Source organism: Collinsella sp. BG-O-102 (genome assembly GCF_023656745.1).
Classification (GTDB): domain Bacteria; phylum Actinomycetota; class Coriobacteriia; order Coriobacteriales; family Coriobacteriaceae; genus Collinsella.
This window is the reverse complement of record NZ_JAMOKO010000015.1, coordinates 16,275-42,031: the sequence shown is the minus strand read 5'-3', so window position 1 is coordinate 42,031 and position 25,757 is coordinate 16,275. Positions and strand designations below refer to the sequence as shown.

Sequence of the window (25,757 nt, the reverse complement as noted above, 5' to 3'; positions counted from 1 at the left end):
AAGTCTATAGAAACGTTTGACGTTACTAACGTAAGGCGATACTATGATTGCATCGTATAAAGATGAGGATACCGAACGCTTTGCCATGGGTGTGCGGGTCAGGAGGTTCGTGCCCTTTGAGCGTGTTGCGTTGAGGAAGATTCGCCAACTGCAGGTTTGTGCTTCGCTTGATGATCTTCGCGTTCCACCGGGCAACCGCCTGGAAGCTTTGAAGGGCGATCGTGCCGGTCAATATAGCATCCGTGTTAACGAGCGCTATCGGGTCTGTTTTGAGTGGAGACAGGAGATGGCTTGGAATGTCGAAATCGTCGATTATCACAAGTGATGAGACTTCGGCCGATTTGCTGTCGCCGGTGACTCCTGGTGAGCTTCTCAAAGAGGAGTTTCTTGTTCCCATGGGCATTTCTCAATATCGCCTTGCGAAAGAGACTGGGATTCCGGCTCAGCGTATCGGGCAGATTGTCTTGGGAAAACGTCGCGTGACGGCCGACACCGACCTCCGTCTTTGCCGTTATTTTGGCCTGACGGATGGTTATTGGCTGCGCGCTCAGGTGGCGTTTGACCTTGAGGCCGAGAAAAGGCGGATCGAACCGGAGCTGAATAAGATCGTTCCTGTCCAGCAGGCCGCTGCGTTGTAGTGCTCAAAGATATTGAGGTTGGAGTGACGATGGAACGACGCCGACAGTCTGCCGTTTATAGTCCCGGTGGGTGTGGATGCGGCTTGTTGTTGCTTCCGGTTATTGCTGTGAGCATTGGCGTGATGTTTGCGCTTGCTGGGCTGGCTGCGGCGGCACTCGTACTGTTTATCACTGCCATCGGCGTGACGATTTGGCTCTGCCGCAATCGCGAGCGACGCCGTGCCGGCGGTAAAACCAATGTCGGCTGGGTTGTATTCCTGGTCATTGCGTACCCGCTGAGTGTCAGCTACCTGGTGTTCTTTGTCCTGTTGATGGTCAGTGCCTTTACCGGGGAATCCGTCACGGTGGGTTGATGCGCTGCCGGCAGACGGTCGCGCAAAGTGCGTTTGCTCGGCGTTTGGATAACTGCATTGGCCGTTTACCGCAACCTTAGCTCTCAGCTAATGAATTCAAGTTTAATCCTTCCTACGATGTGCTGTGTGCCGGCACGGTAGCCGGATCGTAGGAAGGATGAATAATGGCAAAAGAGGGAAAGAAGCCGATCGGTAAGATTGTCCTAGGCGTCATCGTGGTGCTGGTTATTGTCGGTGCCGTGGGCTCTATGGGCGGCAACTCAACCGATTCGCCTGCGAGCGATTCGGCAAAACCTGCCGGGACGACACAGCAGGCTGAGGAGCAAAAAGAACCGCAAGAACCGTATACCATTGCTGACGAGGCTGAAGACACTTCCAATCAGTTTGCCTATAAGATCACGGGGACGCTGACCAATAACACGGACAAGGAAAAGAGCTACATTCAGATTGAGTATGTTCTGTATGATGCTGATGGCAACCAGGTTGGAACGGCTCTTGCAAACACCAATCATCTGAAGGCGGGCGGCTCCTGGAAGTTCGAGGCGCTGGGCACGGTGTCTCCCGATCAGGTCGCCAGTTGGGAGCGTTCGGACGTAAGCGGTTTTTAGCATGTTGTATGCACTGGGGGAGGTGAAGTCGTATGCCCGATAAAAAGCTGACTGACGAGTTACTCAATGAGCTTCTCGACGCGCCAAACATCGATGGCTATATCAAAGAACACGACTTTGCCGCCCCGTCGCTTTCGGACTACCTGAAGCAGCTACTGCAGGAAAAGGGCTTGGAGCGCTCGCGCGTGGTTCGTATGGCCGATCTCAATGAGACCTTTGGCTATCAGATCTTTACCGGTGCGCGGCATCCGAGCCGCAATAAGGTGCTGCAGATTGCCTTTGCGATGGCGCTGGCGCTCAAAGAAACCAACCGTGCGCTGATGGCTGCCGGGGTAAGCGTCCTTAACTGCAAGGACCGCCGCGATGCGATTATCATTTTTTGCATCGATCGCGGGTGCAGCCTCCAAAAGGTCAACGAGGAGCTGTATCGCTTTGGCGAGGAGACGGTGAGTTAGCGGCTGATATCTGAGCCGGCGGAGCTGCCGAACAACGATGCAAGCGAACGGGGCGCAGATGCCATGGGGTGTCTGCGCCCTGCGCTATGATGGAGGCTATGGATACTCAGAGCCCAACATATTCCGATGACGAGCTGACCGCAGCGCTTGCCGAGCACCTGGCGTCGCTCGATCGCGACGACAGCTATCGCGTGGAGCGTGTACTTAAGCGCTCGTCCGTCGAAACAACCGAGCTCGTGTACTTTGAAGGAACCGGCGGTGGTTCGCTCGGTCCCTTTGTTCGTAAACGCATCGATGCCTCGGCTCAAATCGGCGGGGCATACGAGCGTCTGTTTGCCGCTCAGCGGGCAGGCAGGCGTTTTGAGCACCTGCCCAGAATCGTCGATTGTCGTCGTGTGGGCGACGAGCTCAACGTGGTTATGGAATACATCGAAGGGGAGACACTCGGGGCGCTGGTGGACCGTCTGGGAGCCACCCCCGATTATGCGCGTGAATTGTATCCTGCCCTATGCGATGCCGTGGGCGAGCTCCATGCCGGTTTTGCAATGGTGGGGGAGACGTCGGCGCCGGTGATCCATCGCGACCTCAAGCCGTCGAATATCATCGTGACAGGTGCCAACTATACGCCTGATGACGGCCTGGCATTTTCATCGCTGGTGATTATCGACCTGGGGATCGCGCGCGTATGGCGCGATGGCGCCGATGCTGACACCGTCAAGTTTGGCACGCGACCCTATGCGCCGCCCGAGCAGTATGGGTTTGGGCAGACGAGTGTGCGCAGCGATGTCTACGCACTTGGGGCCCTGTTGTTCTTTTGCTTGACGGGAGTCGACCCTAAACCAGGGCTCGACATGCGCGAGCAATGTGAGGCATGCGGCATTCCCACTCCACTTGCCGATGCCGTCTGCATGTCGATGGCGCTCGACCCGGCCAAGCGTTTTGCGAGCGCGGAAGCGTTGGGACGGGCGACGCGCGCGGCATACGATCTAAGTCGCCCCGTGCGGCCTCCTGCGCCTGTGCTTGTCCGTACTCCGGCCTCGGAGACGGTGTTGACGCCCCAAGGACTCCAGAACCCCACAGGGCTTCCTAGGCCTGCCGCCTCCACTGCATGCGGTCTGCTCTCTCGCGTTCCGGAGTCTCTGGGGCGCATTTGGAATACGCTCGTCTTCTTCTCGCTGCTTGTGTTCTTTGCCGGAAGTCACTTTGCCGTCTTTCACCCCACGGGAGCAAACCAAAGCTACCCGACGTGGCTTCTCATAATCGAGTATTTTTTCTTTGTCGATGGCCTTATGGTGCTTATGCATTTTGCGCTGTTCGACAAGCGTCGTCTTCGTCGGCGATTCGCGCTGCTCGACAGCTATCGCGGCAAGAAACTCGCGAAACTCTGGCTCAAGGCATTGGGTGTGCTGCTCCTATGCATGATCGTCATAGTCGCGGTTGCCAATGCGACCGGCGTCGTCGATACCTCCGCTACCTAAAAGAAAAGGGCCCCATTGGGGCCCTTTGCAGTTGCACTTAGATGCGGTTCATCTGAGCGGCGACTTTGTTGTACCAGTCCTGCCACGTGGGCGGGCAGTACTTTTTGGCTGCTGCCGGGGTAAGGGTGGAGCCGTAGTTGGCGCCCAGATAGGCAACGTGAGCGGAGATGCCCTCGCTCCAGCTGCCAAAGCTGCGCCAACCGCCGCCACGGGCACTCCAGCCCCAGGCGTTGTAAGAATTGGCGCAATAAGCACCCTTGGTGCTCTCGATGCAGGCGATGGCGGGGGACCAACGGGGGTCGACACCGGTATTCCAAGCGGCGACGGCAAAGTTATAGCCCTGGCCTGCCATGGGGGAGCCGGCGAGATAATTGTCGATGCGGCTCGTCCACTCATTAATGAACGAATCGTAATCGGAGCTACCGGTATTGGCGTTGTTCACCGTGGTGTCGATGGTGGTGTTGGTGTTGGTGGCCTGGCTGCTGGAATTGCTGCCGCTTACGCCCTCGCCCGAGAGCTTCTCGGCGGCAGCGGCCTTATCGGCCTCAAGCTTGGCAAGCTCGGCGGCATTTTCCTGCTCGGCTTTTGCCTGTGCCTCGCTGCGGAGCTGCTGGGCCTGTGCCAGCGCATCCTCGGCGTTTTTCTGCTCTGCCTCAAGCTGAGACTTGGCCTGCTGGAGCTCAGCCTTGTTCTGCTCGAGTTCGGTTTGCATGTTATTGAGCTGTTCGATCTCGTCGACGCTCGAGCTCGTGATCTGGTTGGTGTATTTGCAGGTCGTGATGAACTCACCCAGGCTCTGTGCGTTGACCAGGAAGCTCACGATGGGATTGGTGCCCTTCTGATACTTGTACAGATCGCGCATGGCGGAGCTTGCCTTGGCCTGCTGCTCGGGAAGCTTGGCCTCGATTTCCTCGATGCTTGCCTCATTGGAGTCAATCTGCTTTTGCAGGTCATCGAGTTTGGTGCGGGCGTCGTTGTAGGCGCTCGTGGCGGCTTCGATCTTCTGCTGGGCTGCGGAAAGCTGGTCCTGCGTTGCCTGCGAGGCGGCATACGCCGCAACGGGGGAGAGCATCGGCGTGGCCGTCAGCGCAACGGCGAGCACGGCGCTCGTGATGATACGAGCCGGCTTCGACGCAATGAACGCTGCGGTGCGATGATTCGAATGCTGCATCCAGTCCCTCTGCAATCAATCGTAGGTTATGGTTCGAACGGTATTCTACTACTGCTTTCGACCTCAACTTGAACCTTAAAGGTTCCAAAGGGTCAAGTTGAACTTGAGGCTTTGGCTTTGACCTGCAGTTATGATGAATTGTTGAGAAACCATAGAGTTCAACTTTAACGTTACAGAGCTCTGTTTGAGAGGAGTTTTGGGCTGTAAAAGCCATCTCAACGTGGGGTTTTATAACTACAGCGTGCCCTTCTGGCGAGCCTGCTCAATCTCTTCGAGGGCCTCGGCGGGGGTGAACGAACAGGTGGCGTCGCCGAGCTTGACTACCTGGATTTCGTCACCGGCGTTGGCCTCTCCGCCCTTTAGTACCACGCCGAAAACGCCCTCGTGGGGAAAGATGCAGTCGCCGGCGAGATAGTAGATAGCGCAGCGGGTGTGGCAGACCTTGCCGATCTGGCTGATCTCGACCAGAACGTCGTTGCCGATCTTGAGCTGTGTGCCCAGGGGGAGCGAAAGCAGGTTGATACCTTGTGTGGTGAAGTTCTCCCCAAAGTCGCCTTCGTGCACATCGAGCCCGCGATGCTGGGCAGTCTGGATTGATTCTGCGGCCAAAAACGAGACTTGGCGGTGCCAGTGCCCGGCGTGTGCATCGGAAGCGAGGCCAAACTGCTCAATGACGGTGTCGTGCCCATCGGAGACGGGTGACTTGCGTGTGCCTTTGTGCGCCGACGTGTTGATCGAAACGATGCGGGCGGGTCCTTCGTAGGCGTTGCTGGCGGTGCGTAGGGGAGCGGTCGTTTGAGAACGTTCCGCTAGCTCGCGTTTTGCAGCGTCAAGGATGGGGTTGTCGGTCAGATGTTCTTGGGGCACGCGTGCGCCTTTCGCTTTGAGGATGACAATATGTTGAATCCTACAACAACGGTAGGTTCATTGCCCGTTGTCGTACAGCGGTGAGGGCCGTCTTTGCTCGAGTCTGATCCTCCGATTGCCATAGATACGGTGGAACTTTGGGTGCTGGCGGTTTGGCACGCTAGAATGAATCGGTTGCACTAAGACCGCCCGTTGTGCGGGCAGTTCATGATAGGAAGTTTCCATGGCATTGCAATTTACAGAGCGCGAGTTCATTCCCGTGCTGCTCGGTGGCGACATCAACGCCTATTCGGTGGCGCGCGCCTTCTACGAAGAGTATCAGGTCAAGAGTCTGGTCTTTGGCAAGTATCAGACGGGCCCTGCGTATCGAAGCCAGATTATCGACTACACGCCCAATGTCGACATCGATACCATGCCCGTGATGCTCGAGACCGTCAACGGCATTGCCCAGGCGCATGCCGATAAGACGATCGTCCTGATGGGCTGCGGCGATAACTATGTTGCCCTGGTGGCCCAGGCAAAGGATGCCGATGAGCTGGCGGATAACATCGTTGCGCCCTATGCACCCTACAGCATGCTCGAGCAGTGCCAGAAGAAGGAGATCTTCTACGAGCTGTGCGAGAAGCATGGCGTGCCGTATCCGCACACCTTTACCTTTACTGCGCAGATGCTCAATGCGCAAGGCGAGGCGCCGGCCGAAGTGCTCGACCAGATCGACTTCCCGTTCCCGATGATCCTGAAGCCGTCCGACGGCATCATGTGGTGGCAACATGAGTTCGAGGGCCAGAAGAAGGCCTATGAGATTGCCGACCGCGCCGAGCTGGAACAGGTCATTCGCGATTCGTATGCCAGCGGCTACACCGACGACCTGATCTTGCAGGACCGCGTGCCCGGCAACGACGAGTACATGCGCGTGCTCACCAGCTATTCCGATCGCAACGGTAAGGTACGCATGATGTGCCTGGGCCACGTGCTGCTCGAGGAGCATCAGCCCCATGGCGTTGGCAACCATGCCTGTATCATCACCGAGCCCAATGACGAGCTTATGGGTGGCGTGCGCAAGCTGCTCGAGGACCTTCACTTTGTGGGCTATTCCAACTTTGACGTGAAGTATGACGAGCGCGATGGCTCGTTTAAGTTCTTCGACTTCAATACCCGTCAGGGCCGCAGCAACTACTATGTCACCAACAGCGGCTTTAACGTTGCCAAGTACGTGGTAGACGAGTATGTGTTCAACCGCCCGTTTGAGCCGGAGTTTGTGACGGCGCAGGACGAGGCGCTGTGGATGGTCGTCCCCATGGGTGTCGTCGACAAGTACGTCAAGGATCCCGAGCTGCGCGCTAAGGTGCATCGCCTGGATAGGGAGGGCAAGGGGGCCGACCCTTCGTTTATGAAGGGCGACTTTGTCTTTAACCGCTGGCTGCGCATGTGGCACACCAAGCTGCGTCACTTTAAGCTGTTCAAGACGTATTACAAGTAGACGAGTGCGGCGCCCGTCCGGTTTACATCGGGCGGGCGCGGGTATGATACGCGCAATTGCGCAAGCGTCACCAAGGAGGCGGCGATGGAAAAGCTGGGAGTTATCGGCGGCATGGGCGCCGAGGCCACGTCGTATTACTACGACCAGGTGGTGCGCCATACGGCCGCTACGTGCGACCAGGAACATATCGACATGGTGGTGCTTTCCAAGTCGACCATGCCCGACCGCACGCTGGCCATCAAGACCGGTGAGCATGCCGAGCTGCTGGCGACCATGAAGGAGTGCGCCCAGGCACTTGAGTCGCTGGGCTGTGCGCACATCGCCATTCCCTGCAACACGTCACACTACTTCTACGACCAGATCCAGTCGTTTACGACGGTGCCGATTATCCACATGCCGCGCGAGTCGGTGCGCTATGCTCTGGCCGGTGCGGTGATGGGGGAGTGCGAGTTCGATCCCAACCTGAGCATGCCGGCAGAGCCGGTGCGCAAGATCGGCATCATGGGCACCGACGGAACCGTGGGTGCGGGCGTCTATGGGCGCGAATGCGAGGCTGTGGGCGTCGAGGTTGTCTACCCCAGCGAGAAGCGTCAGGCCGACGTGATGTCGCTCATCTACGGCGACGTCAAGGCCGGACGCGAGCCCGATATGGACAAGTTCGACCGCGTGATGTGGGAGTTCGCCCGCAGCGGCTGCGACCGCGTCATCCTGGCCTGCACGGAGCTTTCGGTGCTGCAGAAGTACCGCGAGATGCCCGAGATCACCCTCGACGCCATGGACGTCCTGGTGCGTGAATCCATCATTCGCAGCGGCGCCCCCTACCGCCAATAGCCCTCGACCTGCCAAAAGGGGACAGGTATATTTTGGTAGGTTTTTATCTGGGGAAACAGTAAAGGCCTCGGCTCGTTTGGTGCGAGCCGAGGCCTTTTGCATTAGGCGGTTGGTGCTGACGATGAGCTAGAACAGGAATCCCAGGATGATGAGGGCGGCGCTGATGGCGAGCACGGCGATATCCAGACCCTTGATGGGGTAACGCTTATACGAGCTGGCGCGCGTGCGCAGATAAAAGCCGCGCTGCTCGGCGGCAAGCGCGGTGGCGTCGGTCTTGCCCACGCTCGAGATAAGCAGCGGCACGCACAACGGCAGCATGAGTTTGAGCTTCTTGATGGGGTTCTTGGTGTCGTACTCGACGCTGCGCGCGGTCTGCGCCTCCATGATGGCGTTCATCTCCTGGCCAAACACCGGCACAAAGCGCAGTGCCGTGGTAAAGGTGAAGGCATAGCGATACGGCACGTGCAGCACCTCGACGCAGGCGTTGGCAAGGTCGTTGAGCTTGGTCACCATGAGCATGAGGATGAGTGGTAACGCCACGCCCAGTAGGCGCAGACAGGCCTTCGATCCTGTGATGAGGCCCGTGTCGGTGATAAAGCCCCACACCACGTTGCCATCGCGCATAAAGGCCAGCTGGAGCACCAGCATGATAAGCGCGAGCGGGATCAGCAACTTGAGCAGCGAGAACAGACGGTCGACGACGCCGGCATAGGCACCCAGCGCAAGGGTGAGTGCCAAAAAGCCCAGCAGCGCCACGTAGGTGTCGGACAAGAAGATGCCGACGATGATGGCGGCGGCGAGGCCCAGTTTGACGACGGGGTTCAGGCGATGCAGCAGCGTGTCACCCGGCATGTAGTCGATGACGTTAACCACGGTGGACCATCTCCTTGGTAATTCGAACGACATCGGTGACCTCGCTCACCTGCGCAAAAGCGGGCGAGACGGAAGATGCCAGACGGCGCGAGAGTTCAATAACCTGGGGAGGCTCCACGTAGGCACGCCGCATGAGATCGATGTTCGAGAATAGCTCGTGCGTGCGGCCGCGGTCGAGGATGCGACCGTCGGCCATTACCACAATGCGCTCGGCAAAATCCGAGACGACTTCCATATCGTGGCAGACCATGATAACGGCGCAACCGCGCTCGGCCATGGTGCGCACCGTTTCCATGACGGTCATGCACTCGCGGTAATCAAGGCCGCTCGTGGGCTCGTCGAGCACGACGATCTTGGGCTCAACCACTACGACGGAGGCAAGCGCCACCATTTGTCGCTGGCCGCGCGAAAGCGAGAAGGGCGCCTCGTCGGCCGGCAAGCCAAAGCGGTCGATGACGAGTTGAGCACGACGCAGAGCCTCGGCACGGTCCATGCCGCCAAGCTCCAAGCCAAAGGCGACCTCGTCGAGCACGGTGTCCTTGCAGATCTGGCGGTCGGGGTTTTGGAAGAGGGTCGCGACCTCGCGGGCAATGCGGCTCGTGGGGACGGCTGCTGTATCCAGTCCCGTGACGCGCACGCTGCCCGAGGCGGGCTTGAGCAGGCCTGTGAGCAGTTTGGTGAGCGTGGTCTTGCCGGCGCCGTTTTGGCCGACAATGCCCATGAGCTCGCCGGGATAGAGCGTCAGGTTGAGGTCGTGTACGGCGGCGCCGCCATTGGGATAGGCAAACTCAACATGGTCGAAGGTGAGTACGGGTTCGGCGTCCTTGGCATGAGGACGCAACGACGGTGCATGCGGGGAACCGGCGGGCGCCTGGGCTTCGATGGCCGCGTGTGCGGGGTCGACGATGCCTGAAATCAGGCGCTCGGCCTCATCGACATCCAAGCAGGGGGTACCGCTTACCAGGCCATCGGTTTCGAGGCTATTGAAGATACGCGTGACGCGAGGGCAGTCGACGCCGATGGCACGGAGCTCGTCGGTATGCGCGAAGACCTCGTGTGGCTCGCCCTGCAGCGCGATTTCGCCATGGTTGAGCACGAACACGCGGTTGCAGTACTCCGAGAGCAGGGCGACCTTTTGCTCAACGACGACGATGGTGATTCCAAGTGCGCGGTTTGCCTCACGCAGCGTCTCGAAGACCAACGTGGAGCTAGCGGGGTCGAGTGCCGCGGTGGGCTCGTCGAGAACCAAGACGCGCGGGCGCATGGCGAGGATGGCGGCGATGGCTACCTTTTGCTTCTGTCCGCCCGAGAGCGTGGCGATCTCGCGGTCGCGCAGGTCGCTGATGTCGACGGTCTCGAGCGTTTCGCTCACGCGCTGCTCGATCTGGTCGTGGGGAACGCCAAAGTTCTCGAGGCCAAAGAGCATCTCGTCCTCGACGACCGAAGCGACCATCTGCGTGTCGATATCCTGCAGCACACTGCCGACGATTTGCGACACGTCGGTGAGCGAGGCCTCGCAGGTGTCGTGGCCGTCAACCATGACGGACCCAAAGAACGTGCCGGTGTAGTGGTGGGGCACGGCACTTGACAGGCAGGCGGCAAGCGTGGACTTGCCGGCGCCCGAGGGCCCGATGATGCCGATGAAATCTCCCTTGTTCACGCTGAGCGAGATGTGGCTGAGCGCCTGCTCGGTCTGCGTGCCATAGGAGAACGAGACATCGTCGACGTTGATGATCGTTTCCATGGATACCTTTCATAGTCATTGGGGACGTTCTTTAATGACTAGTCGTTTAAGAACGTCCCCAAAAGCTAGTCGTTTGGGACAGTCTTTGGTGGTGAAGCACGGAGACGGCTTTACGAAGGACCCCAGGTTAGCGCGAAAGAGGAGCGAAGCGTGCTTGGGAGCGCGAGCGACGAATGAACGCCAAGATGGGGTGGCTCGTAAAGCCGAACGGGTTAGTTGAGCTTCAGGGCCTTCTGGATGGGCAAGTAGAGGGCGCCGACCAGAATGGCGTTAAAGACGGCGGTCATGGCGACGACGGGCAGCATGGCGGCGGCGAGCTCGCCGACCACGCCGAGCATGGCCATCTTGATGATCATGAAGATGGCGCCGGAGACAAAGGTGGTCAGGAAGGTTGCGACAATGGCGATGGCGGGCTTGACCTGACCGTTCTTGCCAGCGGCGTTGACGATGCCGGCCATGAGCATGGCGGCGATGCCCTCGGCGGCAAAATCGACGAACGGCGAAGTGGTGGTGATCTGGATCACGGCAGCCGAGATGAGGCCAATAACGAGCGCCTGGCCGATGTTGGGGCGAACGACCAGGATGGTGAGGCAGAAGGCCGAGATGATGAACTCGGGGCTGATCATGCCGCCCGAGATGCCCGAGATGGCCTTGCCGACGGTGAAGTTGAGGATGAAGCCGGCAGCGAGCAGGATGGCGAGCAGGACGAGAGCACGGACGTCAAGTTTGCCGCGGTCGGCGGTCTGGACGGTGCGGGGCTGGGTGGCGGTGGTGTTCTGAGACATGGTGAAAATCCTTTCGGAATGGGAGTGCAAGAGAAAAGCGGAGGCGCGTGATGCGAATGCGATCGGGCTCGAGATAGAAAAAGGCCCCCGGTCGAAACCGGAGGCCTTCCAATCACCTAGAGCGCAAAAACAGGCGTGAGGGACTCACTGTCGACCGATCGTATTCGCATCACGCCACCACCAGTTGTTGAGAGAGTTCATCGTGTGCTTCATGTTGGTGGCTCCTTTCGTGATGCCGTGGCGCGGTCGCACCTAGTTGCTGTTGCGCTGCACTATAGCACAGCGAAGTGTGTGCGGGGAAATCTTTTTTGAAAAGATTTCAGGCGGGTTTCCCGTCGGTCAAAAGAGCGGGCTGAGCGGGCGAGGTGACTCATGTGCCCCGCCCGCTCAGCTAGGACATGAGGGTCTTAGGCCTTCTTGCGACGATAGATCACGTAGGCGCAGACACCGATGATGACGACGGCGCCAACGGCCATGGCGGCCATGTTGTTGCCCTCGGACTTCTCCTCGGTGACCTCTTCCTCTTCGGCCTCTGGCTCGGTCACGTCCTCATCGGAAAGGGCCTCGTCGGCGTAGGTGATGGATTCGACCAGGCAGTCGTTGTCGGCATCGTAGTCGCTCGGGACGAACTCCTCGGAGAAATCGCCCTCCTTGAGGTAGTCGCGCATCTCCTCGAGCATGGCCTTGCACTTAACATAGGTGTTCTTGGTTGCAGCCTTGCCGGCCTTGTTGGCCAGGGCGGTACGGGCCTCGGTGCCTTCTTCGGCCTGCATGGCCTCGTCGACGGTCAGGTTCTGCTCGATGAGTTCCTTCTGCAGGGCGTCGAGATAGGCGCGGACGCCGGTGGCGCAGTGGTCGCGGTTCTCATAGGCGAGCGTGTTGATGTCCATGAGGACGTAGTTGATGGAGTTCTTGGGCTCCTCGTTGTTCACGACGTCTTCCTCTTCGCAGTGATCGAAGGAGACATCCTGATCGCTGAAGTAGGGGCTGACCTCGGTGAGCAGTGCGGAGTAGAAGGGGATGGCGACGGAGAATTCGGCGTTGGAGAGCATCTCCCACTGAATGGTCGCGATCTCGGGGTCCATGCCCTGACGGATCTGGAAGGTGTGGATCTCGGTGTTGCGGTTGGAGCCGATGGCATAGGCGCCGTCGGTGTTGGCGTTGAGGCTGGCGACATTCTCGCCGCGAGCGGCGAAGGAACGAATCATCTCAAAGGTGTTCCAGTCGGACTTGCCGGGCTGGAAGAACAGCGGCTGCATCTCGTGGACCAGGGCGCCGGTCGTGGCGCGAGCCTCTTCGCGCTCGTCCTTGACGATCTCGTAGTCGGTGCCCTCGGCAAGCGGAGCCATGAAGTAATCACGACCCTGGATATAGCGCGACCACTGGTGCATACCGGCCTCGCTAATCTCCTCGCCGTAGGTCTTGGCGACGTCGAACTTGCCGTCGGTGTACTCGGCAAAGCCCTTCTCCTTAGGCATGGACTCGATGCCTTCGGAATGGAGACAGTTCTCGGTGTCATCGAGGTCGACGTTATAGGTGAGGTTGCCGATGTTGGGGTTGAGCGAGGCGATGTCATCGGCGAGCTTCATAGCAATCCACTGATGGCCGGAAAGCGCGGCGAACAACCAGGTCTCGGTGCTGTCGGCGATGATGATCTGGTCGTTGGAGCAGACGCCCTGCTCGTCGATCAGACTGCCGATGAGCTCGACGCCCTCACGGGCCGTGGCGCTCTCGCCCAAGATGACGCTGGCATAGCTGTATTCGCCAATGCCAGTCTCCTCGGTGATGGGGTCGGCCTCTTCGGCCTTCTCGTTATAGGAGGTGCTCAACGTGGCAGAGCAGGAGACGCCCTTCTCGTTGATGCCTGCCTCGGAATATGCGTCGTAGCGATCTTCCCACTGCGAGGGGTTGTCGCGAACGAAGGTGTAGCGGTAGGTTGCGCCCTTGGACTTGTACTCAAAACCGGACTCGACCGAGGTGTACTCGTTGCCGTCCTTGTGCGCGGGCTCAATGCCAAAGTGCTTGACATAGCGCGGACCGAAGTCCTCGGAACGGCCGTAGTACGTGTTGCCGTCTGCCGTGAGCTTGCTGCCCATGTAGATCTGGGTGCAGGCGAGTGCCGAAGTCGGCATGGCCATGATGGCCGCTGCTCCAAACGCAAGGCCGCAGCCGAGCTTTTTGAGCGTGTTGACAGGATGAGTAAACCTCATAATCCCTCCCAACCGTTGAAACCCCGCGAAACCGTACGGAGCTTCAGCTAATAAATACATCTATTAGCCTATCGGAAGTCTAAAGAGTATTCATCTAATTCGACGAAATACTCGATGAGCGTCCCAAAATATGCGATGAGCGGATAAGAATACTCATTTCGTAGCTTTACTTAAATAAAGGCACCCTGCAATTACTGTATCTGAATAAAGCCCCTTGCACGGGGCGCAAAGAAAATCCCCCGCTGTTTGGCAAATGCATAAACAGCAGGGGAGACGATAATTGGATGAATATCATACCAATGTGGAATTACTTCTTCCGGCGGTGGATCACGTTGATCGCATAGCCGACGAGCATGGCCAAAACGATGATGATAAAGCCGAGCAGGGGATTGTCGTTCATAGGGTCCTCCTATTTTCCGAGCGGGGAGAATTCGTCGACGATGAGGTCGAGGCATTGCGGAAGCGCGCGGGCTCCAAAGACGCCCGAATTGCTGGAGATAATCTCGCCATCGAACTGCATGCCCAGCGACGGGGTGCAGGTGATCTTGGCTTCCTTGGTCTGGATGATCTTGAACTGCGGGCGGCCGAGTACCTTGCCGGCGGGGTCAAGCGCAGCGGTGATCACGGTAGGCAGCAGCTGCACGGTGCGCACGGGTTCGATGACCGCAATGTCGACCATGCCATCGTTCATGCGGCAGTCGGGGAACAGGTTGATGTCGTTTTGGATGACCGAGGTGTTGCCGGCCATGCAGCAGATGCCGTCGAGCTCCTCGACAATGCCGTCGTGTTCAATGGTAAAGTGCGCCACCGTGGGGTTGGGCGTGGCGAGCGCAGAGAGGAAGTAGGCGATCTCGCCGATGTCGTTTTTGGTGGGGGCGGCCTTCATCATGATCTCGGCGTCGAAGCCCGAGCCGGCGATGATGATAAAGCCGTGGCGCTTCTCGTTGCCGTTCTCGTCGAGCCAAAAGAGCTCACCCATGTCGACTTTGACCGTGCGACCGGCACGGCAGGCCTTGGCGAGCGCCGCTGCCTCGGGGGCATTGCCGATGTTGTTGAAGAACAGGCAGGCTGTGCCGGAGGGGAAGACGAGCGTGGGGACACCGCACCCGCGCATCTGGTCGAGCACGTTGGAGACGGTGCCGTCGCCGCCCGAAACGACCACGCGATCAAACTCGCGCACGTCTGCCACGGCATCCTCGGGCTCCATGCCATCGCCGATAAAACGCATCACGACCTCGTCGCCGCCCTGCGCGAGGGCGTGCGTGAATGCGTAGATTTCATCTGAGCTGGGGCCCGATGCCGGGTTGTGGATGATAAGGCAGCGCATACTTACGTTCCCGTTCTGTGACTAACCGAGTATAGTTGTAAGGCAATGCCGATATCCTACCCGTGTTTTTCGGGCCTAACCTTATTCGATGGGTTGATATGTACATTTCCACACATCAGGCTCTACTCGACTTTTGCCAGCGCGCCCGTGAGTTCGACGCGATTGCCGTCGATACCGAGTTTTTGCGCGAGCGCACATTCCACCCGCGCCTGTGCTTGGTTCAGATTGCCACCCCTGCCGAGAGCGTAGCGGTCGACCCTCTGGTGATCGACGACCTCTCGCCGCTGGCCGAGCTTATGGCCGACGAGAGCGTGACCAAGGTCTTCCACGCGTGCTCGCAGGATATGGAGGTCATGCTCCATACCGTGGGCGTGCTGCCACGACCGATTTTCGATACGCAGGTCGCCGCCGCCTTTTTGGGCGAGCGCCAGCAGATTTCGTATGGCGCGCTTGTTCAGACGTTCTGCGGCGTATCGCTGCCCAAGACCGAGTCGCTGACCGACTGGTCGCGCCGCCCGCTGACCGATAAGCAGATTGAGTATGCGATCGATGACGTCAAGTACCTGATCGTCGCCTATACCGAGATGATGAGCCGCCTGCGCGAGCTGGGCCGTGTGGACTGGGTGCTCGACGAGTTGCGTCCTCTGGCCGATGAGTCGCACTACCGCGCCGACCGCCACGAAGCGTTCCGCAAGGTCAAGCGCATCAACTCGTGCAGCCGCCATCAGCTGGGCATTGCGCGCGAGCTTGCCGCCTGGCGTGAGGACCGCGCTGAGCGGCGCAACATCCCGCGCAAGTGGGTTATGTCCGACGATACGCTGCTGGCGCTCGTCAAGCGCAATCCCGTGCGTGTTGAGGAGTTCCGTAGCATCCGCGGCACCGACCAGCTGGGGGAGCGCGACGTGGACGGCGCGCTCATGGCCATCAAGCGCGGAGCGAGCTGTCCGCACGATCGCCTGCCGCTCTTGGTGCGCGGACATCGTCAGATTTCGCCGGAGCTGGAGAGCGTGACTGACCTTATGTATGCGCTTATTCGCCTGGTTGCCGAGCGCTCGGGCGTGGCGACCTCGGTCATTGCGTCGCGCGATGACCTGGCCGACTACATTGAGCATCCCGAGCAGAGCCGCCTGCGCGAAGGTTGGCGCTTTGAACTTGTGGGCTCGCGCCTGGACGATCTGCTTTCCGGCAACATGGGGTTGACGGTCAAAGATGGCAAAATTGAATTGCTGTAAGGAAGCCTAGCCGCTTGATTGGGTAGAATGCCTCCAACGTGTAATTCGATTCGGAGGAATTCGCATGCCCTATTACTATGGTTACGGCTTTGGCATCGACCCGCTGTACCTGCTGGTTGTCCTTGTTTGTACGGTGCTTGGTCTTGCGGCGCAGAGCTATATCAACTCGACGTACAAGACCTGGTCCAAGGTTCGCTCGGACGGCGACACGGGTGCCACGGTCGCTCGCCGCATGCTCGACGCCAACGGTTGCAACGCCGTGGGTATCAAGGGCGTTGCCGGTGAGCTCACCGACCACTACAACCCGCAGGATAACAACCTGTATCTCTCGGACGCTAACCGTTCGGGCGGATCGGTCGCAAGCGTTGCCGTGGCCTGCCACGAGGCGGGTCATGCCGCCCAGCGTCAGAGCGGTTACGCCATGATGAAGGTTCGCACCGCCCTGGTCCCGGTCGTCAACTTTACCCAGAACACCTGGACCATCGTGTTGCTCTTGGGCCTGTTTATGAACATCGCCGGGCTCACGACCCTCGCATTGATCTTCTTCTCGTTTAGTGTGCTGTTCCAACTCGTTACGTTGCCTGTCGAGATCGATGCCAGTCGCCGCGCCGTGGCGTATATCGAGCAGTCGGGTATGAGCTCCAAGCAGGTCAACGGTGCCAAGAAGGTCCTGACGGCAGCCGCGCTTACCTATGTTGCCGCAGCGCTCACTTCGATCATTCAGCTGCTCTATCTTATGGCTCGCTACAACAGAAACTCCAACCGATAACAAATTGGCTTGACAGGCGCCGCGGAGATTTGTGTCCCCGCGGCGCTGTACTATGTGTTGGACTTGAATTTGCGCAGGGCCGGAGCCCATGTGCACGATGACGAAAGGAGGCTGCGTGGCAGGCTGGAATCTGACCGGCAATGCCGTTTCCGCCGAGTTCGACGGTTCGGATGAGCAGGAGCGCAAGGAGCTCAGCGTGAGTCAGGCGGTAGAGATCGCTGCCGGTGCGCTCGATGCCATTCCGCAGCTGAGCGTCCTGGGCGAGGTCACGGGCTTCCGTGGTCCCAATGCCCGAAGCGGCCACTGCTACTTCCAAATCAAGGACGACTCGGCGGCCGTCGACTGCATCATCTGGAAGGGCGCCTATCTCAAGCGCACGTTCGATCTGCGCGACGGCATGCAGGTGAGCTTTAAGGGCAGCTTCAATCTCTATAAGGCCACGGGCCGCATGAGCTTTGTCGCTCGCTCGTTCTCGCTGGCGGGGGAGGGCCTGCTGCGTCAACAAGTGGCGCAACTGGCCGAAAAGCTACGCCGCGAGGGGCTGATGGACGAAGCGCGCAAACGTCGCATTCCGGTGTTCTGCTCACGCGTGGCGGTCGTTACCTCGCTTTCGGGTGCCGTAATCGACGACGTCAAGCGCACATTGCGTCGTCGCAACCCGCTCGTCGAGCTCGTTTGCGTGGGCGCCAGGGTTCAAGGCGAGGGTGCGCCGGCCGAGCTTATCGAGGGCCTGCGCCGTGCCGCCGCCGTCACGCCAGCGCCCGACTGTATTTTGCTCGTGCGTGGTGGCGGTTCCTTCGAGGACCTCATGACCTTTAACGACGAGGAGCTTGCCCGCGCGGTGGCGGCTTGCCCTGTGCCCGTGGTGACCGGCATTGGCCATGAGCCCGATACCTCGATTTGCGACATGGTGAGCGACCGCCGCGCCTCCACGCCCACGGCGGCGGCCGAATCGGTGGCGCCGGCCATGACGGAGTTGGCCGATGTGCTCGAGGCGCGCCATCAGCGTCTGGGTGCCGCGATGGCATCGATGATTGGTTCGGCCCAGGTCGACCTGGAGATGCTCGATCAGCGTGGCCGTCGTTCCTGGGATACCTATACGGCTCGCTTGGGCGACGCGCTCGATGCGGCCGCATGCCGCCCGTGTCTCAACGATCCGACATTTATGGTCGAGCGTCGTGAGTCAGAGCTTGCCTTGACGGCCGATCGTTTGTCCGGTGCCATAACGCGCTCGGTCGGGGCGTTCCGATCCAGCTTTGAACGCCTGCCCGAGCGTCTGGCTACAAGCACCTCGGGACTCGATGGCAAGCGCCATGCGCTCACGCTTGCGAGTTCCCGTCTGGAGCATCAGGGACGTACGATGCTCAGCAAACCCGCGTCCGACCTGGGCCGAGCTGCTGCGTCGCTCGATGCCCTGTCGCCGCTCAAGGTGCTTGCCCGTGGCTATTCCATCGCATACAGCGATGATGGTGTGGCTACGAGCGCCAAGACCTTTAAGCCCGGCGACGCCATCCGCGTGCGCATGGCAGACGGCAACGTGGCAGCAACGGTCAATACGGTCGAGTAGACCGCGTTTCATAGCGATAAACCTTTAGGAAAGGAAACAGATATGGCAGAGAAGACCCCGGTCGAGCAGCTTACGTACAAGCAGGCTTCGCAGGAGTTGGAGCTCATCATACGCAGCTTGGAATCGGGCGATATGGAGCTCGAGGAGTCGCTTGAGAGCTATACCCGCGGCGTCGAGCTCCTCAAGAGCCTGCGTACCCGCTTGTCCGATGCCGAGCAGAAGGTCTCGGTGCTCCTGAAGGACGTCGACGGCAACGACGTGCTCGCCGACGGCGAAGCCGCCAACACCGACGACAACCTTTCGTTCTAATCACCCCGACCAAATATAATTACCTTGGTCTGCGAGAAAGGAACCAACCATGTGTGATTGCATCTTCTGCAAAATTGCCAACCACGAGATCCCCTCGACCGTCGTTTACGAGGACGACCAAGTCATCGCCTTCGACGACCTCAATCCCCAGGCGCCGGTCCACACGCTCGTGATCCCCAAGAAGCACTACAGCGACATCGCCGATAACGTGCCCGCCGAGACCATGGGCGCCATGGCCCACGCCATCCAGGAGGTCGCCAAGGTCAAGGGCTTGGAGGACGGTTTCCGCGTCATCTCCAACAAGGGCGTCAACGCCGGCCAGACCGTCATGCACTTCCACATGCACGTCCTCGGCGGCAAAAATCTGGGCGAGAACCTCATCTGAGGGCGCTTCTTCCTTGCATTGAAACGGAAGCTCAAGCACCGATAACTTATATATCAACGCAATAAACCCGAGCGCGAGGGCGTTTGGGTTTATTATTGAAGCGTATGTAACCTGGCGGCGCCACACCGCCTGTTAGTAGGGAGACACATGAACGTTCTGGTCGTCAACGCAGGATCTTCGACCCTTAAGTATCAGGTCATCGATACCAAGTCTCACAAGGTGTCCGCAAAGGGCTCCTGCGAGCGCGTCTGCTTTACCGGCGGTACCTTCACCCACGCTGCCAACGGTTCCAAGAAGGTGACCGAGAACATCGAGTTCCCCGACCACAAGGTCGCCATCGAGGTCGTTCTGAAGGACCTCGAGGCCAACGGCGTCAAGATCGAGGGCATTGGTCACCGTATCGTTCAGGGCGGCTGGTACTTCGGCGATTCCTCCCTCGTCGACGAGGACGTCCTCGCCAAGATCCGCGAGGTCGCCCCGCTGGCGCCGCTGCACAACAACCCCGAGGCCAACGTTATCGAGTACTGCCTGGAGCAGTATCCCGACCTGCCCAACGTCACGGTCTACGACACCGCTTTCCACTTCAACATGCCCGAGGTCGCCAAGACTTACGCCCTGCCCAAGGATGTTTGCGACAAGCTGCACATCCGTAAGTACGGCGCCCACGGCACCAGCTACCGTTACATCTCCAAGAAGGTCGCCGAGATGACCAACGGCGAGGCTCGCAAGGTCGTCGTGTGCCATATCGGCTCCGGCGCTTCCCTGTGCGCCATCGAGGACGGCAAGTGCATGGACACCACCATGGGCCTCACCCCGCTCGACGGCGTCATGATGGGCACCCGCTGCGGCTCCATCGACCCGGCTACCGTGTGCTACCTGCAGCGCGAGGGCGGCTACACCTTCGACGAGGTCGACGAGATGATGAACAAGAAGTCCGGCCTTTTGGCTGTGACCGGCGGCAAGACCAACGACTGCCGCAACGTCGAGGAGCTCGCCGCCGCTGGTGACCCCGATGCTCAGCTCGCCTTCGACATGTTTGTCTACAAGATTGCCGCCAAGGCTGCCGAGATGGCTACTTCTATGTGCGGTATGGACACCCTGGTCTTTACTGCCGGTATCGGCGAGCACGCTCCGGCTGTTCGCGCCGGCGTTGCCGACCGTCTGGCCTTTATGGGCGTCAAGATGGATCATGCCCGCAACGCCCTGCGTGGTGACGGCGCTTGGTGCCTGTCTGCCAAGGATTCCAAGGTCAAGATTTTCGTCATCCCCACGGACGAGGAGTTCATGATCGCTTCCGACGTCGAGCGCATCGTCAACGGCAAGTAATTGCAAGAGGGGAGGGGCTGGACGACCGAGCGCCGTTCGGCCCCTCTTTTGTGCTCGTTGGGCGATATGCCTGATAGCTATTTATCAAGTTGTGATAACTTCTTATTAAAATGCGGCCGCCTTAAGGGGTCTGCGTCGACCGTATTGCACTGCAAAGGAGTCTCATGAACGTACTTGTTGTCAATGCCGGCAGCTCAAGCCTTAAATATCAGCTTTTGGATACCGATACCCGCGAGGTTTTCGCCAAGGGCAACTGCGAACGCATCGGTTCGGACATGGGCATCTTTGGCCACTCCGAGAACGGTGGCGCCAAGCAGACCGAGGAGGTCCCCTTCCCGGATCACCGTTCGGCTATCGCACGTGTGCTCGTGGAGCTCGAGAAGACCGACTTTACGATCGATGGCATTGGGCATCGTATCGTTCAGGGCGGCTGGCACTTCGATGATTCCGCAGTTGTCGACGACGAGGTTATGGCCAAGATTCTTGAGGTGGCCCCGCTCGCTCCACTGCACAACTACGGCGAGGCCGCGGCGATTGAGTATTGCCGTGAGAAGTATCCGGAGCTGCCCAACGTCGCCGTCTTCGATACCTCGTTCCACATGACCATGCCCGAGGTTGCCTACACCTACGCGCTGCCCAAGGACGTGTGCGATAAGTACCACGTGCGCAAGTACGGTGCCCACGGAACGAGCCACCGCTATGAGTGGATGATGGCCAAGGAGATCCTGGGCTCGCGCTGCCACCGTCTGCTTTCGTGCCATCTGGGCAACGGCGCTTCGCTTGCCGCCATTGAGGACGGCGTGTGCCGCGATACCACGATGGGCCTCACGCCGCTCGACGGCCTGATGATGGGTACCCGTTGCGGCTCCATCGACCCGGCTACCGTGTGCTACCTGCAGCGCGAGGGCGGCTACAGCTATCAGGAAGTCGATGACATGATGAACAAGCAGTCTGGTCTGCTTGCCATCTCGGGTATCTCCAACGACGCCCGCGACATCCGTACGCGCGCCTCCGAGGGCGACGAGCGCTGCCTGCTCGCCTTCGATATGTTCGCCTACAAGGCCATGCAGCAGGCCGGTTCCATGATCGCTTCCATGGCGGGCGTGGACACCATCACCTTTACCGCCGGTATCGGCGAGAACGACTGGTCGATCCGCAAGGCCTTCTGCGACTGCTTTGAGTGGCTGGGCGTGCGCATTGACAACAACAAGAACCGCGAGGCCGTGGGCAACGGCCCGCAGGTCATCAGTGCCGCCGGTTCCGCCGTCACGGTCATGGTCATCCCCACCGACGAGGAATACATGATCGCCCACGACGTCGAGCGTCTGACCAAGAACAACTAACGCGCGCATTTGCAAGTAAACGAAAGGCCTCCAGAGCAACAGCTCCGGAGGCCTTTTTTACTAGCAGGCGGACGGCGGAAACCCCATCCCATTTCGAGCGCAAATACTGGGACACGCTTTCCGGTTGAGGCACGTTGCGGAAAGTGCGACCCACAATAAAGCATAATTCCGTCCCACGGTTTCCCAAACAGGCCCCAAGCGGAAGCTGCATCCCACAATCCGCCTTCAAACCGGGACACACTTTCCGGTGGGCCAGACATCAGACCGCAGCCAACATTTCGGTCCCAAAGTGACCATATCTGCATCGTTTGACCCTCCAGCAACGGCACTCATCCATTCAGTTTTTCAGCGCCAGCTCGTAGCCAAGCCGCCGTCCACCCCAGATACCCTGATTGCTACGTGGCGGTAGAAGGCCGTACGGGCTAACCCCTGAAAACACTCCGCAGACCAGAAACGCCCCCGTTCGTAGCTCCGAAGGAGCAGAACGGGGGCGTTTCATTGGTCGAGGACGTTTTCAGGGGTTAGCCCGTACGGCCTTCGGGCGATGCGTACGCTACTCAGCCATCTGAGCCTGGACGGCGGTGATGGCTACGACACCCACGATGTCGTCGGCAGAGCAGCCGCGCGAAAGGTCGTTAACCGGCTTGGCGATGCCCTGCAGGATGGGGCCGTAGGCGTCAGCACCGGCGAAGCGCTGGACCAGCTTGTAGCCGATGTTGCCGGCCTCGAGGTCGGGGAACACCAGCACGTTAGCCTTACCGGCGACGGAGGAGCCGGGAGCCTTGAGCTGGGCGACAGTGGGGACGATAGCGGCATCGAGCTGCAGGTCGCCGTCGATGGCGAGCTCGGGAGCCTTCTCCTTGCAGAACTTTACGGCCTCTTGGACCTTCTTGGCGACCTCGCCGCCGGCGGAGCCCATGGTGGAGTAGGAGAGCATGGCCACGTGCGGCTCAACGTTGCCCATGAAGGTGGACCAGGAGTGAGCGGAGGCGATGGCGATCTCGGAGAGCTCGTCGGAGGACGGGTTGATGTTGAGGCCGCAGTCGGCGAAGATCAGCGTGCCGTCGGTGCCGAACTGCGGGGTGTCGGTGCACATCACGAAGAAGGCCGAGACCAGCTTGGTGCCCGGGGCGGTCTTGAGGATCTGAAGTGCAGGGCGCAGGGTGTCGGCGGTGGAGTGGCAGGCGCCGGAGACCAGGCCGTCGGCGTCGCCCATCTTGACCATCATGGTGCCAAAGTAGGTGGCGTCCATCACCTGGGCGCGAGCCTGCTCGATGGTAACGCCCTTCTTGGCGCGGAGCTCAGCAAACTTCTGCGCATACTCCTCGTGCTTCTCGGCATTGCGCGGGTCGATGACGGTAGCGCCGGGAACGTTGATCTCGTCGGGGTTGCCCAGGATGACGATCTTTGCCAGGCCCTCCTCGATGATTTTGGTGGCCGCGACGATAGTGCGCGGATCCTCGCCCTCGGGCAGGACGATCGTCTTAAGGTCGGCCTTGGCGGCAGACTTCATACGGTTTAGGAAATCGCTCATGTTACTCCTTACAAGCGTTTCGCTAAGCTCCAGGCACCCGGCTGTTCACGAATAAACCCGCTGCTAGCGGGTTTACCTTTCAATTATGTACGCCGCGGTGCTTGAGCTTTCCTTGTGTGGCAAGCTCATTATAGGACGCATTAGCGCTATAATCGCTCTGATAAATATGTCTCGAAGAATGTTCGAGAAAAGCCCAGCTAACGAGCCCGTGGCTTTTGACAAGGAGTATCGATGCAGATTACCTCAGGCCTGCCTGAAGGCTTTAACGCCGGCGCGTACGACATGATTGTCGTCGGTGCTGGATATGCCGGTGCCGTTTGCGCCCGCCGTCTTGCCGAGACCATCGGCTATCGTGTTGCCGTTTTGGAGCGCCGTAGCCACATTGCGGGCAATGCCTATGACTGCACTGACGAGGCCGGAATCCTGATTCACGAGTACGGTCCGCATATCTATCACACCTTTAACGAGCGCGTGCACAATTTCCTGTCGCGCTTTACCAAGTGGACGGATTATCAGCACAAGGTGCTCGCCAACATCAACGGTACTCTTATGCCCGTGCCCTTCAACCATGCGAGTCTCAAGCTCGCCTTTGGTGACGAGCGCGGCGAGGAGCTGTATCAGAAGCTCGTGGAGACCTTTGGCAAGGATGTCAAGGTGCCCATTATGGAGCTGCGTAAGAAGAACGACCCGGATCTTGCCGAGGTCGCCGATTACGTCTACGAGAACGTCTTTTTACATTACACCATGAAGCAGTGGGGCCAGACGCCCGATCAGATCGACCCCTCGATCACCGGCCGCGTTCCCGTCTTTGTGGGCGATGATGACCGCTACTTCCCGCAAGCTCCCTTCCAGGGCATGCCGCAGGAGGGCTACACGGCGCTCTTTGAGCACATGCTCGACCACGACCTGATCGACGTGTTCTGCGACGTGGACGCCCGTGACCTCTTTGAAATCGACGACACCACCGTCAAGATCGACGGCAAGGTCTATGGTGGCGAGATCGTCTACACCGGTCCACTCGACGAGCTGTTCAACCTCGACTTGGGTGCGTTGCCGTACCGCACGCTCGATATGAAGTTCGAGACGCTCGATATGGACCAGTTCCAGCCCGTGGGCACTGTCAACTACACCACGAGCGAGGACTACACGCGCATCACCGAGTTCAAGAACATGACCGGTCAGGTCCTGCCCGGCAAGACCACCATCATGAAGGAGTACTCCAAGGCCTATACGCCCGGCTCGGGCGAGACGCCGTACTACGCCATTCTTGAGCCCGAGAACCGTGAGCTCTATGAGCGCTATCTTGAGCGCGTCCAGAACCTGACGAACTTCCACCCGGTGGGTCGTCTGGCCGAGTATCGTTACTACGATATGGACGCCGTGACCAATTCTGCCCTCGATCTTTCGGATGAGATTATCGCCTGCCATGCATAAAGTCATAACATTCGGTATTCCCTCGTATAACGCCGCCAAGGACATGGACCATTGCATCACCTCCATCTTGGAGGGGAGCAATTACGCTACCGATATCGAGATTATCGTGGTGGACGACGGCTCCAAGGACGAGACGGCCGATAAGGCCGATGAGTGGGAGGCACGTTATCCTGGAATCATCCGCGCGGTGCACCAGGAGAATGGCGGTCACGGTATTGCCGTCCTTTCGGGTCTGCGCGAGGCGCAGGGCACCTACTACAAGGTTGTCGACTCGGACGACTGGCTTGACGGCGCTGCCCTTTCGACCATGCTGTCGATTCTGCGTGGCTTTGAGGAGCGCGACCAGCGCGTTGACCTGTTTATCTCGAACTACGTGTACGAGAAGGTTTACGAGGGCACGCATACCGCTATTGGCTACAAATTTGCCCTGCCGCGCAAAAAGATCTTTTCCTGGGATCAGATCGGTCATTTCCGCCTGGACCAGAACCTTCTCATGCACAGCCTGTGCTATCGCACGGATGTGCTGCGCGAGTCCAACCTTCCCATGCCGCCGCACACGTTCTATGTGGACAACATCTACGCCTACGTGCCGCTGCCGCGTTGCAAGACCATGTACTACGCCGACATCGACCTCTACCGCTACTTTATCGGTCGCGAGGGCCAGAGCGTCAACGAGGCAACGATGGTCAAGCGTCTGGACCAGCAGTTCCGTGTTACGCGTATCATGATGGAGTCGTACCACTTGTACAGCGATGTTGGGCCGTCGCGCCTGCGTTCGTACATGATGGGCTACTTCACCATGATGATGGCTATCTGCTCGGTGCTTACCAAGCTTTCCGAGGAAGATTGCGCCGACGAGCGCCTAAAGACGCTGTGGAATGATTTGAAGGCCTATGACGAGCGCATGTATCGTCGTGCCCGCTACGGCGTGGTCGGGTTCTTCACCAATCTGCGCGGTCGTGCCGGTGACAAAACCACACTCGGCCTATACCGTCTTGCCTCAAAGATCTTCAAATTCAACTAGCTGCTGAGTAATCG

25 protein-coding genes are annotated in these 25,757 nt (G+C 59.3%); 17 read left to right on the top strand and 8 right to left on the bottom strand.

Translation table 11 applies throughout. The features are described 5' to 3' along the window. Positions 1–43: 43 nt before the first annotated feature. From NBH09_RS08090 to NBH09_RS08065, 6 genes are all read left to right on the top strand, one after another. Positions 44–325, top strand: coding sequence for a type II toxin-antitoxin system RelE/ParE family toxin (locus NBH09_RS08090; RefSeq protein ID WP_006234335.1), 282 nt, complete (start codon positions 44–46; stop codon positions 323–325). Next, positions 297–638 (top strand): HigA family addiction module antitoxin, encoded by a 342-nt coding sequence (locus NBH09_RS08085; protein ID WP_055309779.1) that lies wholly within the window; start codon positions 297–299, stop codon positions 636–638. The genes NBH09_RS08090 and NBH09_RS08085 overlap by 29 nt, the downstream gene beginning before the upstream one ends. A gap of 83 nt (positions 639–721) precedes the next feature. Beyond that, positions 722–991, top strand: coding sequence for a hypothetical protein (locus NBH09_RS08080; protein WP_195361209.1), 270 nt, complete (start codon positions 722–724; stop codon positions 989–991). A gap of 164 nt (positions 992–1,155) precedes the next feature. Beyond that, complete coding sequence (locus NBH09_RS08075) at positions 1,156–1,599, top strand: FxLYD domain-containing protein (protein WP_195520506.1); 444 nt, start codon at positions 1,156–1,158, stop codon at positions 1,597–1,599. 32 nt (positions 1,600–1,631) lie between these two features. After that, complete coding sequence (locus NBH09_RS08070; protein WP_250787651.1) at positions 1,632–2,054, top strand: XRE family transcriptional regulator; 423 nt, start codon at positions 1,632–1,634, stop codon at positions 2,052–2,054. 98 nt (positions 2,055–2,152) lie between these two features. Further along, positions 2,153–3,532, top strand: coding sequence for a serine/threonine protein kinase (locus NBH09_RS08065; RefSeq protein ID WP_250787650.1), 1,380 nt, complete (start codon positions 2,153–2,155; stop codon positions 3,530–3,532). A 37-nt stretch (positions 3,533–3,569) separates the two neighbouring features. Here the strand turns inward: NBH09_RS08065 and NBH09_RS08060 are convergent, their stop codons facing one another. Both NBH09_RS08060 and NBH09_RS08055 read right to left on the bottom strand, forming a co-directional pair. Continuing rightward, positions 3,570–4,703: a coiled-coil domain-containing protein gene (locus NBH09_RS08060; protein WP_195520508.1), complete on the bottom strand. Its 1,134-nt coding sequence runs from the start codon at positions 4,701–4,703 to the stop codon at positions 3,570–3,572. A gap of 234 nt (positions 4,704–4,937) precedes the next feature. Beyond that, positions 4,938–5,570 carry an MOSC domain-containing protein gene (locus tag NBH09_RS08055; protein WP_195520509.1) on the bottom strand — a complete coding sequence of 211 codons (633 nt, stop codon included), beginning with the start codon at positions 5,568–5,570 and terminating at the stop codon, positions 4,938–4,940. A 223-nt stretch (positions 5,571–5,793) separates the two neighbouring features. Here NBH09_RS08055 and NBH09_RS08050 point away from each other — a divergent pair, with 223 nt between their 5' ends. Then, a complete protein-coding gene (locus NBH09_RS08050; RefSeq protein ID WP_138375278.1) occupies positions 5,794–7,050 on the top strand; it encodes a carboxylate--amine ligase in 1,257 nt (418 codons plus the stop codon). 84 nt (positions 7,051–7,134) lie between these two features. Then, positions 7,135–7,881: an aspartate/glutamate racemase family protein gene (locus NBH09_RS08045; protein ID WP_250787649.1), complete on the top strand. Its 747-nt coding sequence runs from the start codon at positions 7,135–7,137 to the stop codon at positions 7,879–7,881. A gap of 126 nt (positions 7,882–8,007) precedes the next feature. Here NBH09_RS08045 and NBH09_RS08040 read toward each other — a convergent pair whose 3' ends face one another. The 5 genes from NBH09_RS08040 to NBH09_RS08020 all read right to left on the bottom strand — a co-directional run bounded on the left by NBH09_RS08040 (position 8,008) and on the right by NBH09_RS08020 (position 14,820). Beyond that, entirely contained in the window at positions 8,008–8,754 is a 747-nt protein-coding gene (locus NBH09_RS08040) for an energy-coupling factor transporter transmembrane component T family protein (RefSeq protein WP_250787648.1), read from the bottom strand. Beyond that, positions 8,747–10,498 (bottom strand): ABC transporter ATP-binding protein, encoded by a 1,752-nt coding sequence (locus tag NBH09_RS08035; protein ID WP_250787647.1) that lies wholly within the window; start codon positions 10,496–10,498, stop codon positions 8,747–8,749. The genes NBH09_RS08040 and NBH09_RS08035 overlap by 8 nt, the downstream gene beginning before the upstream one ends. A gap of 212 nt (positions 10,499–10,710) precedes the next feature. Then, positions 10,711–11,283 (bottom strand): hypothetical protein, encoded by a 573-nt coding sequence (locus tag NBH09_RS08030; protein ID WP_250787646.1) that lies wholly within the window; start codon positions 11,281–11,283, stop codon positions 10,711–10,713. Positions 11,284–11,690: 407 nt separating this feature from the next. Then, complete coding sequence (locus NBH09_RS08025) at positions 11,691–13,493, bottom strand: C69 family dipeptidase (RefSeq protein WP_250787645.1); 1,803 nt, start codon at positions 13,491–13,493, stop codon at positions 11,691–11,693. 409 nt (positions 13,494–13,902) lie between these two features. After that, positions 13,903–14,820, bottom strand: a complete 918-nt coding sequence (locus NBH09_RS08020) for a diacylglycerol/lipid kinase family protein (protein WP_055309791.1) — start codon at positions 14,818–14,820, stop codon at positions 13,903–13,905. Positions 14,821–14,918: 98 nt separating this feature from the next. On the opposite strand from NBH09_RS08020, the gene rnd reads away from it, so the two are divergent. The 7 genes from rnd (at position 14,919) to NBH09_RS07985 (ending at position 21,751) form a co-directional block, all read left to right on the top strand. Then, on the top strand, positions 14,919–16,052 hold the full coding sequence (rnd, locus tag NBH09_RS08015) for a ribonuclease D (RefSeq protein WP_148345575.1): 1,134 nt from the start codon (positions 14,919–14,921) through the stop codon (positions 16,050–16,052). A 64-nt stretch (positions 16,053–16,116) separates the two neighbouring features. After that, a complete protein-coding gene (locus tag NBH09_RS08010; RefSeq protein ID WP_118081779.1) occupies positions 16,117–16,821 on the top strand; it encodes a zinc metallopeptidase in 705 nt (234 codons plus the stop codon). Between the two features lie 115 nt (positions 16,822–16,936). Beyond that, complete coding sequence (xseA, locus tag NBH09_RS08005) at positions 16,937–18,388, top strand: exodeoxyribonuclease VII large subunit (protein ID WP_502799838.1); 1,452 nt, start codon at positions 16,937–16,939, stop codon at positions 18,386–18,388. Between the two features lie 42 nt (positions 18,389–18,430). Beyond that, the gene (gene xseB / locus NBH09_RS08000) at positions 18,431–18,697 is read left to right on the top strand and encodes an exodeoxyribonuclease VII small subunit (protein ID WP_006234311.1); all 267 of its coding nucleotides are present in this window, start codon (positions 18,431–18,433) and stop codon (positions 18,695–18,697) included. 49 nt (positions 18,698–18,746) lie between these two features. Further along, positions 18,747–19,082 (top strand): histidine triad nucleotide-binding protein, encoded by a 336-nt coding sequence (locus NBH09_RS07995; RefSeq protein WP_022094103.1) that lies wholly within the window; start codon positions 18,747–18,749, stop codon positions 19,080–19,082. A 147-nt stretch (positions 19,083–19,229) separates the two neighbouring features. Further along, positions 19,230–20,408 (top strand): acetate/propionate family kinase, encoded by a 1,179-nt coding sequence (locus tag NBH09_RS07990; RefSeq protein WP_055309796.1) that lies wholly within the window; start codon positions 19,230–19,232, stop codon positions 20,406–20,408. A gap of 164 nt (positions 20,409–20,572) precedes the next feature. After that, the gene (locus NBH09_RS07985) at positions 20,573–21,751 is read left to right on the top strand and encodes an acetate/propionate family kinase (protein ID WP_250787644.1); all 1,179 of its coding nucleotides are present in this window, start codon (positions 20,573–20,575) and stop codon (positions 21,749–21,751) included. Positions 21,752–22,304: 553 nt separating this feature from the next. Here the strand turns inward: NBH09_RS07985 and pta are convergent. After that, the gene (pta, locus tag NBH09_RS07980; protein ID WP_006234296.1) at positions 22,305–23,285 is read right to left on the bottom strand and encodes a phosphate acetyltransferase; all 981 of its coding nucleotides are present in this window, start codon (positions 23,283–23,285) and stop codon (positions 22,305–22,307) included. Between the two features lie 231 nt (positions 23,286–23,516). Here pta and glf point away from each other — a divergent pair, with 231 nt between their 5' ends. Both glf and NBH09_RS07970 read left to right on the top strand, forming a co-directional pair. After that, positions 23,517–24,719 carry a UDP-galactopyranose mutase gene (gene glf, locus NBH09_RS07975; RefSeq protein WP_250787643.1) on the top strand — a complete coding sequence of 401 codons (1,203 nt, stop codon included), beginning with the start codon at positions 23,517–23,519 and terminating at the stop codon, positions 24,717–24,719. Continuing rightward, positions 24,712–25,743, top strand: coding sequence for a glycosyltransferase family 2 protein (locus NBH09_RS07970; protein WP_250787642.1), 1,032 nt, complete (start codon positions 24,712–24,714; stop codon positions 25,741–25,743). The genes glf and NBH09_RS07970 overlap by 8 nt, the downstream gene beginning before the upstream one ends. Positions 25,744–25,757 lie beyond the last annotated feature (14 nt).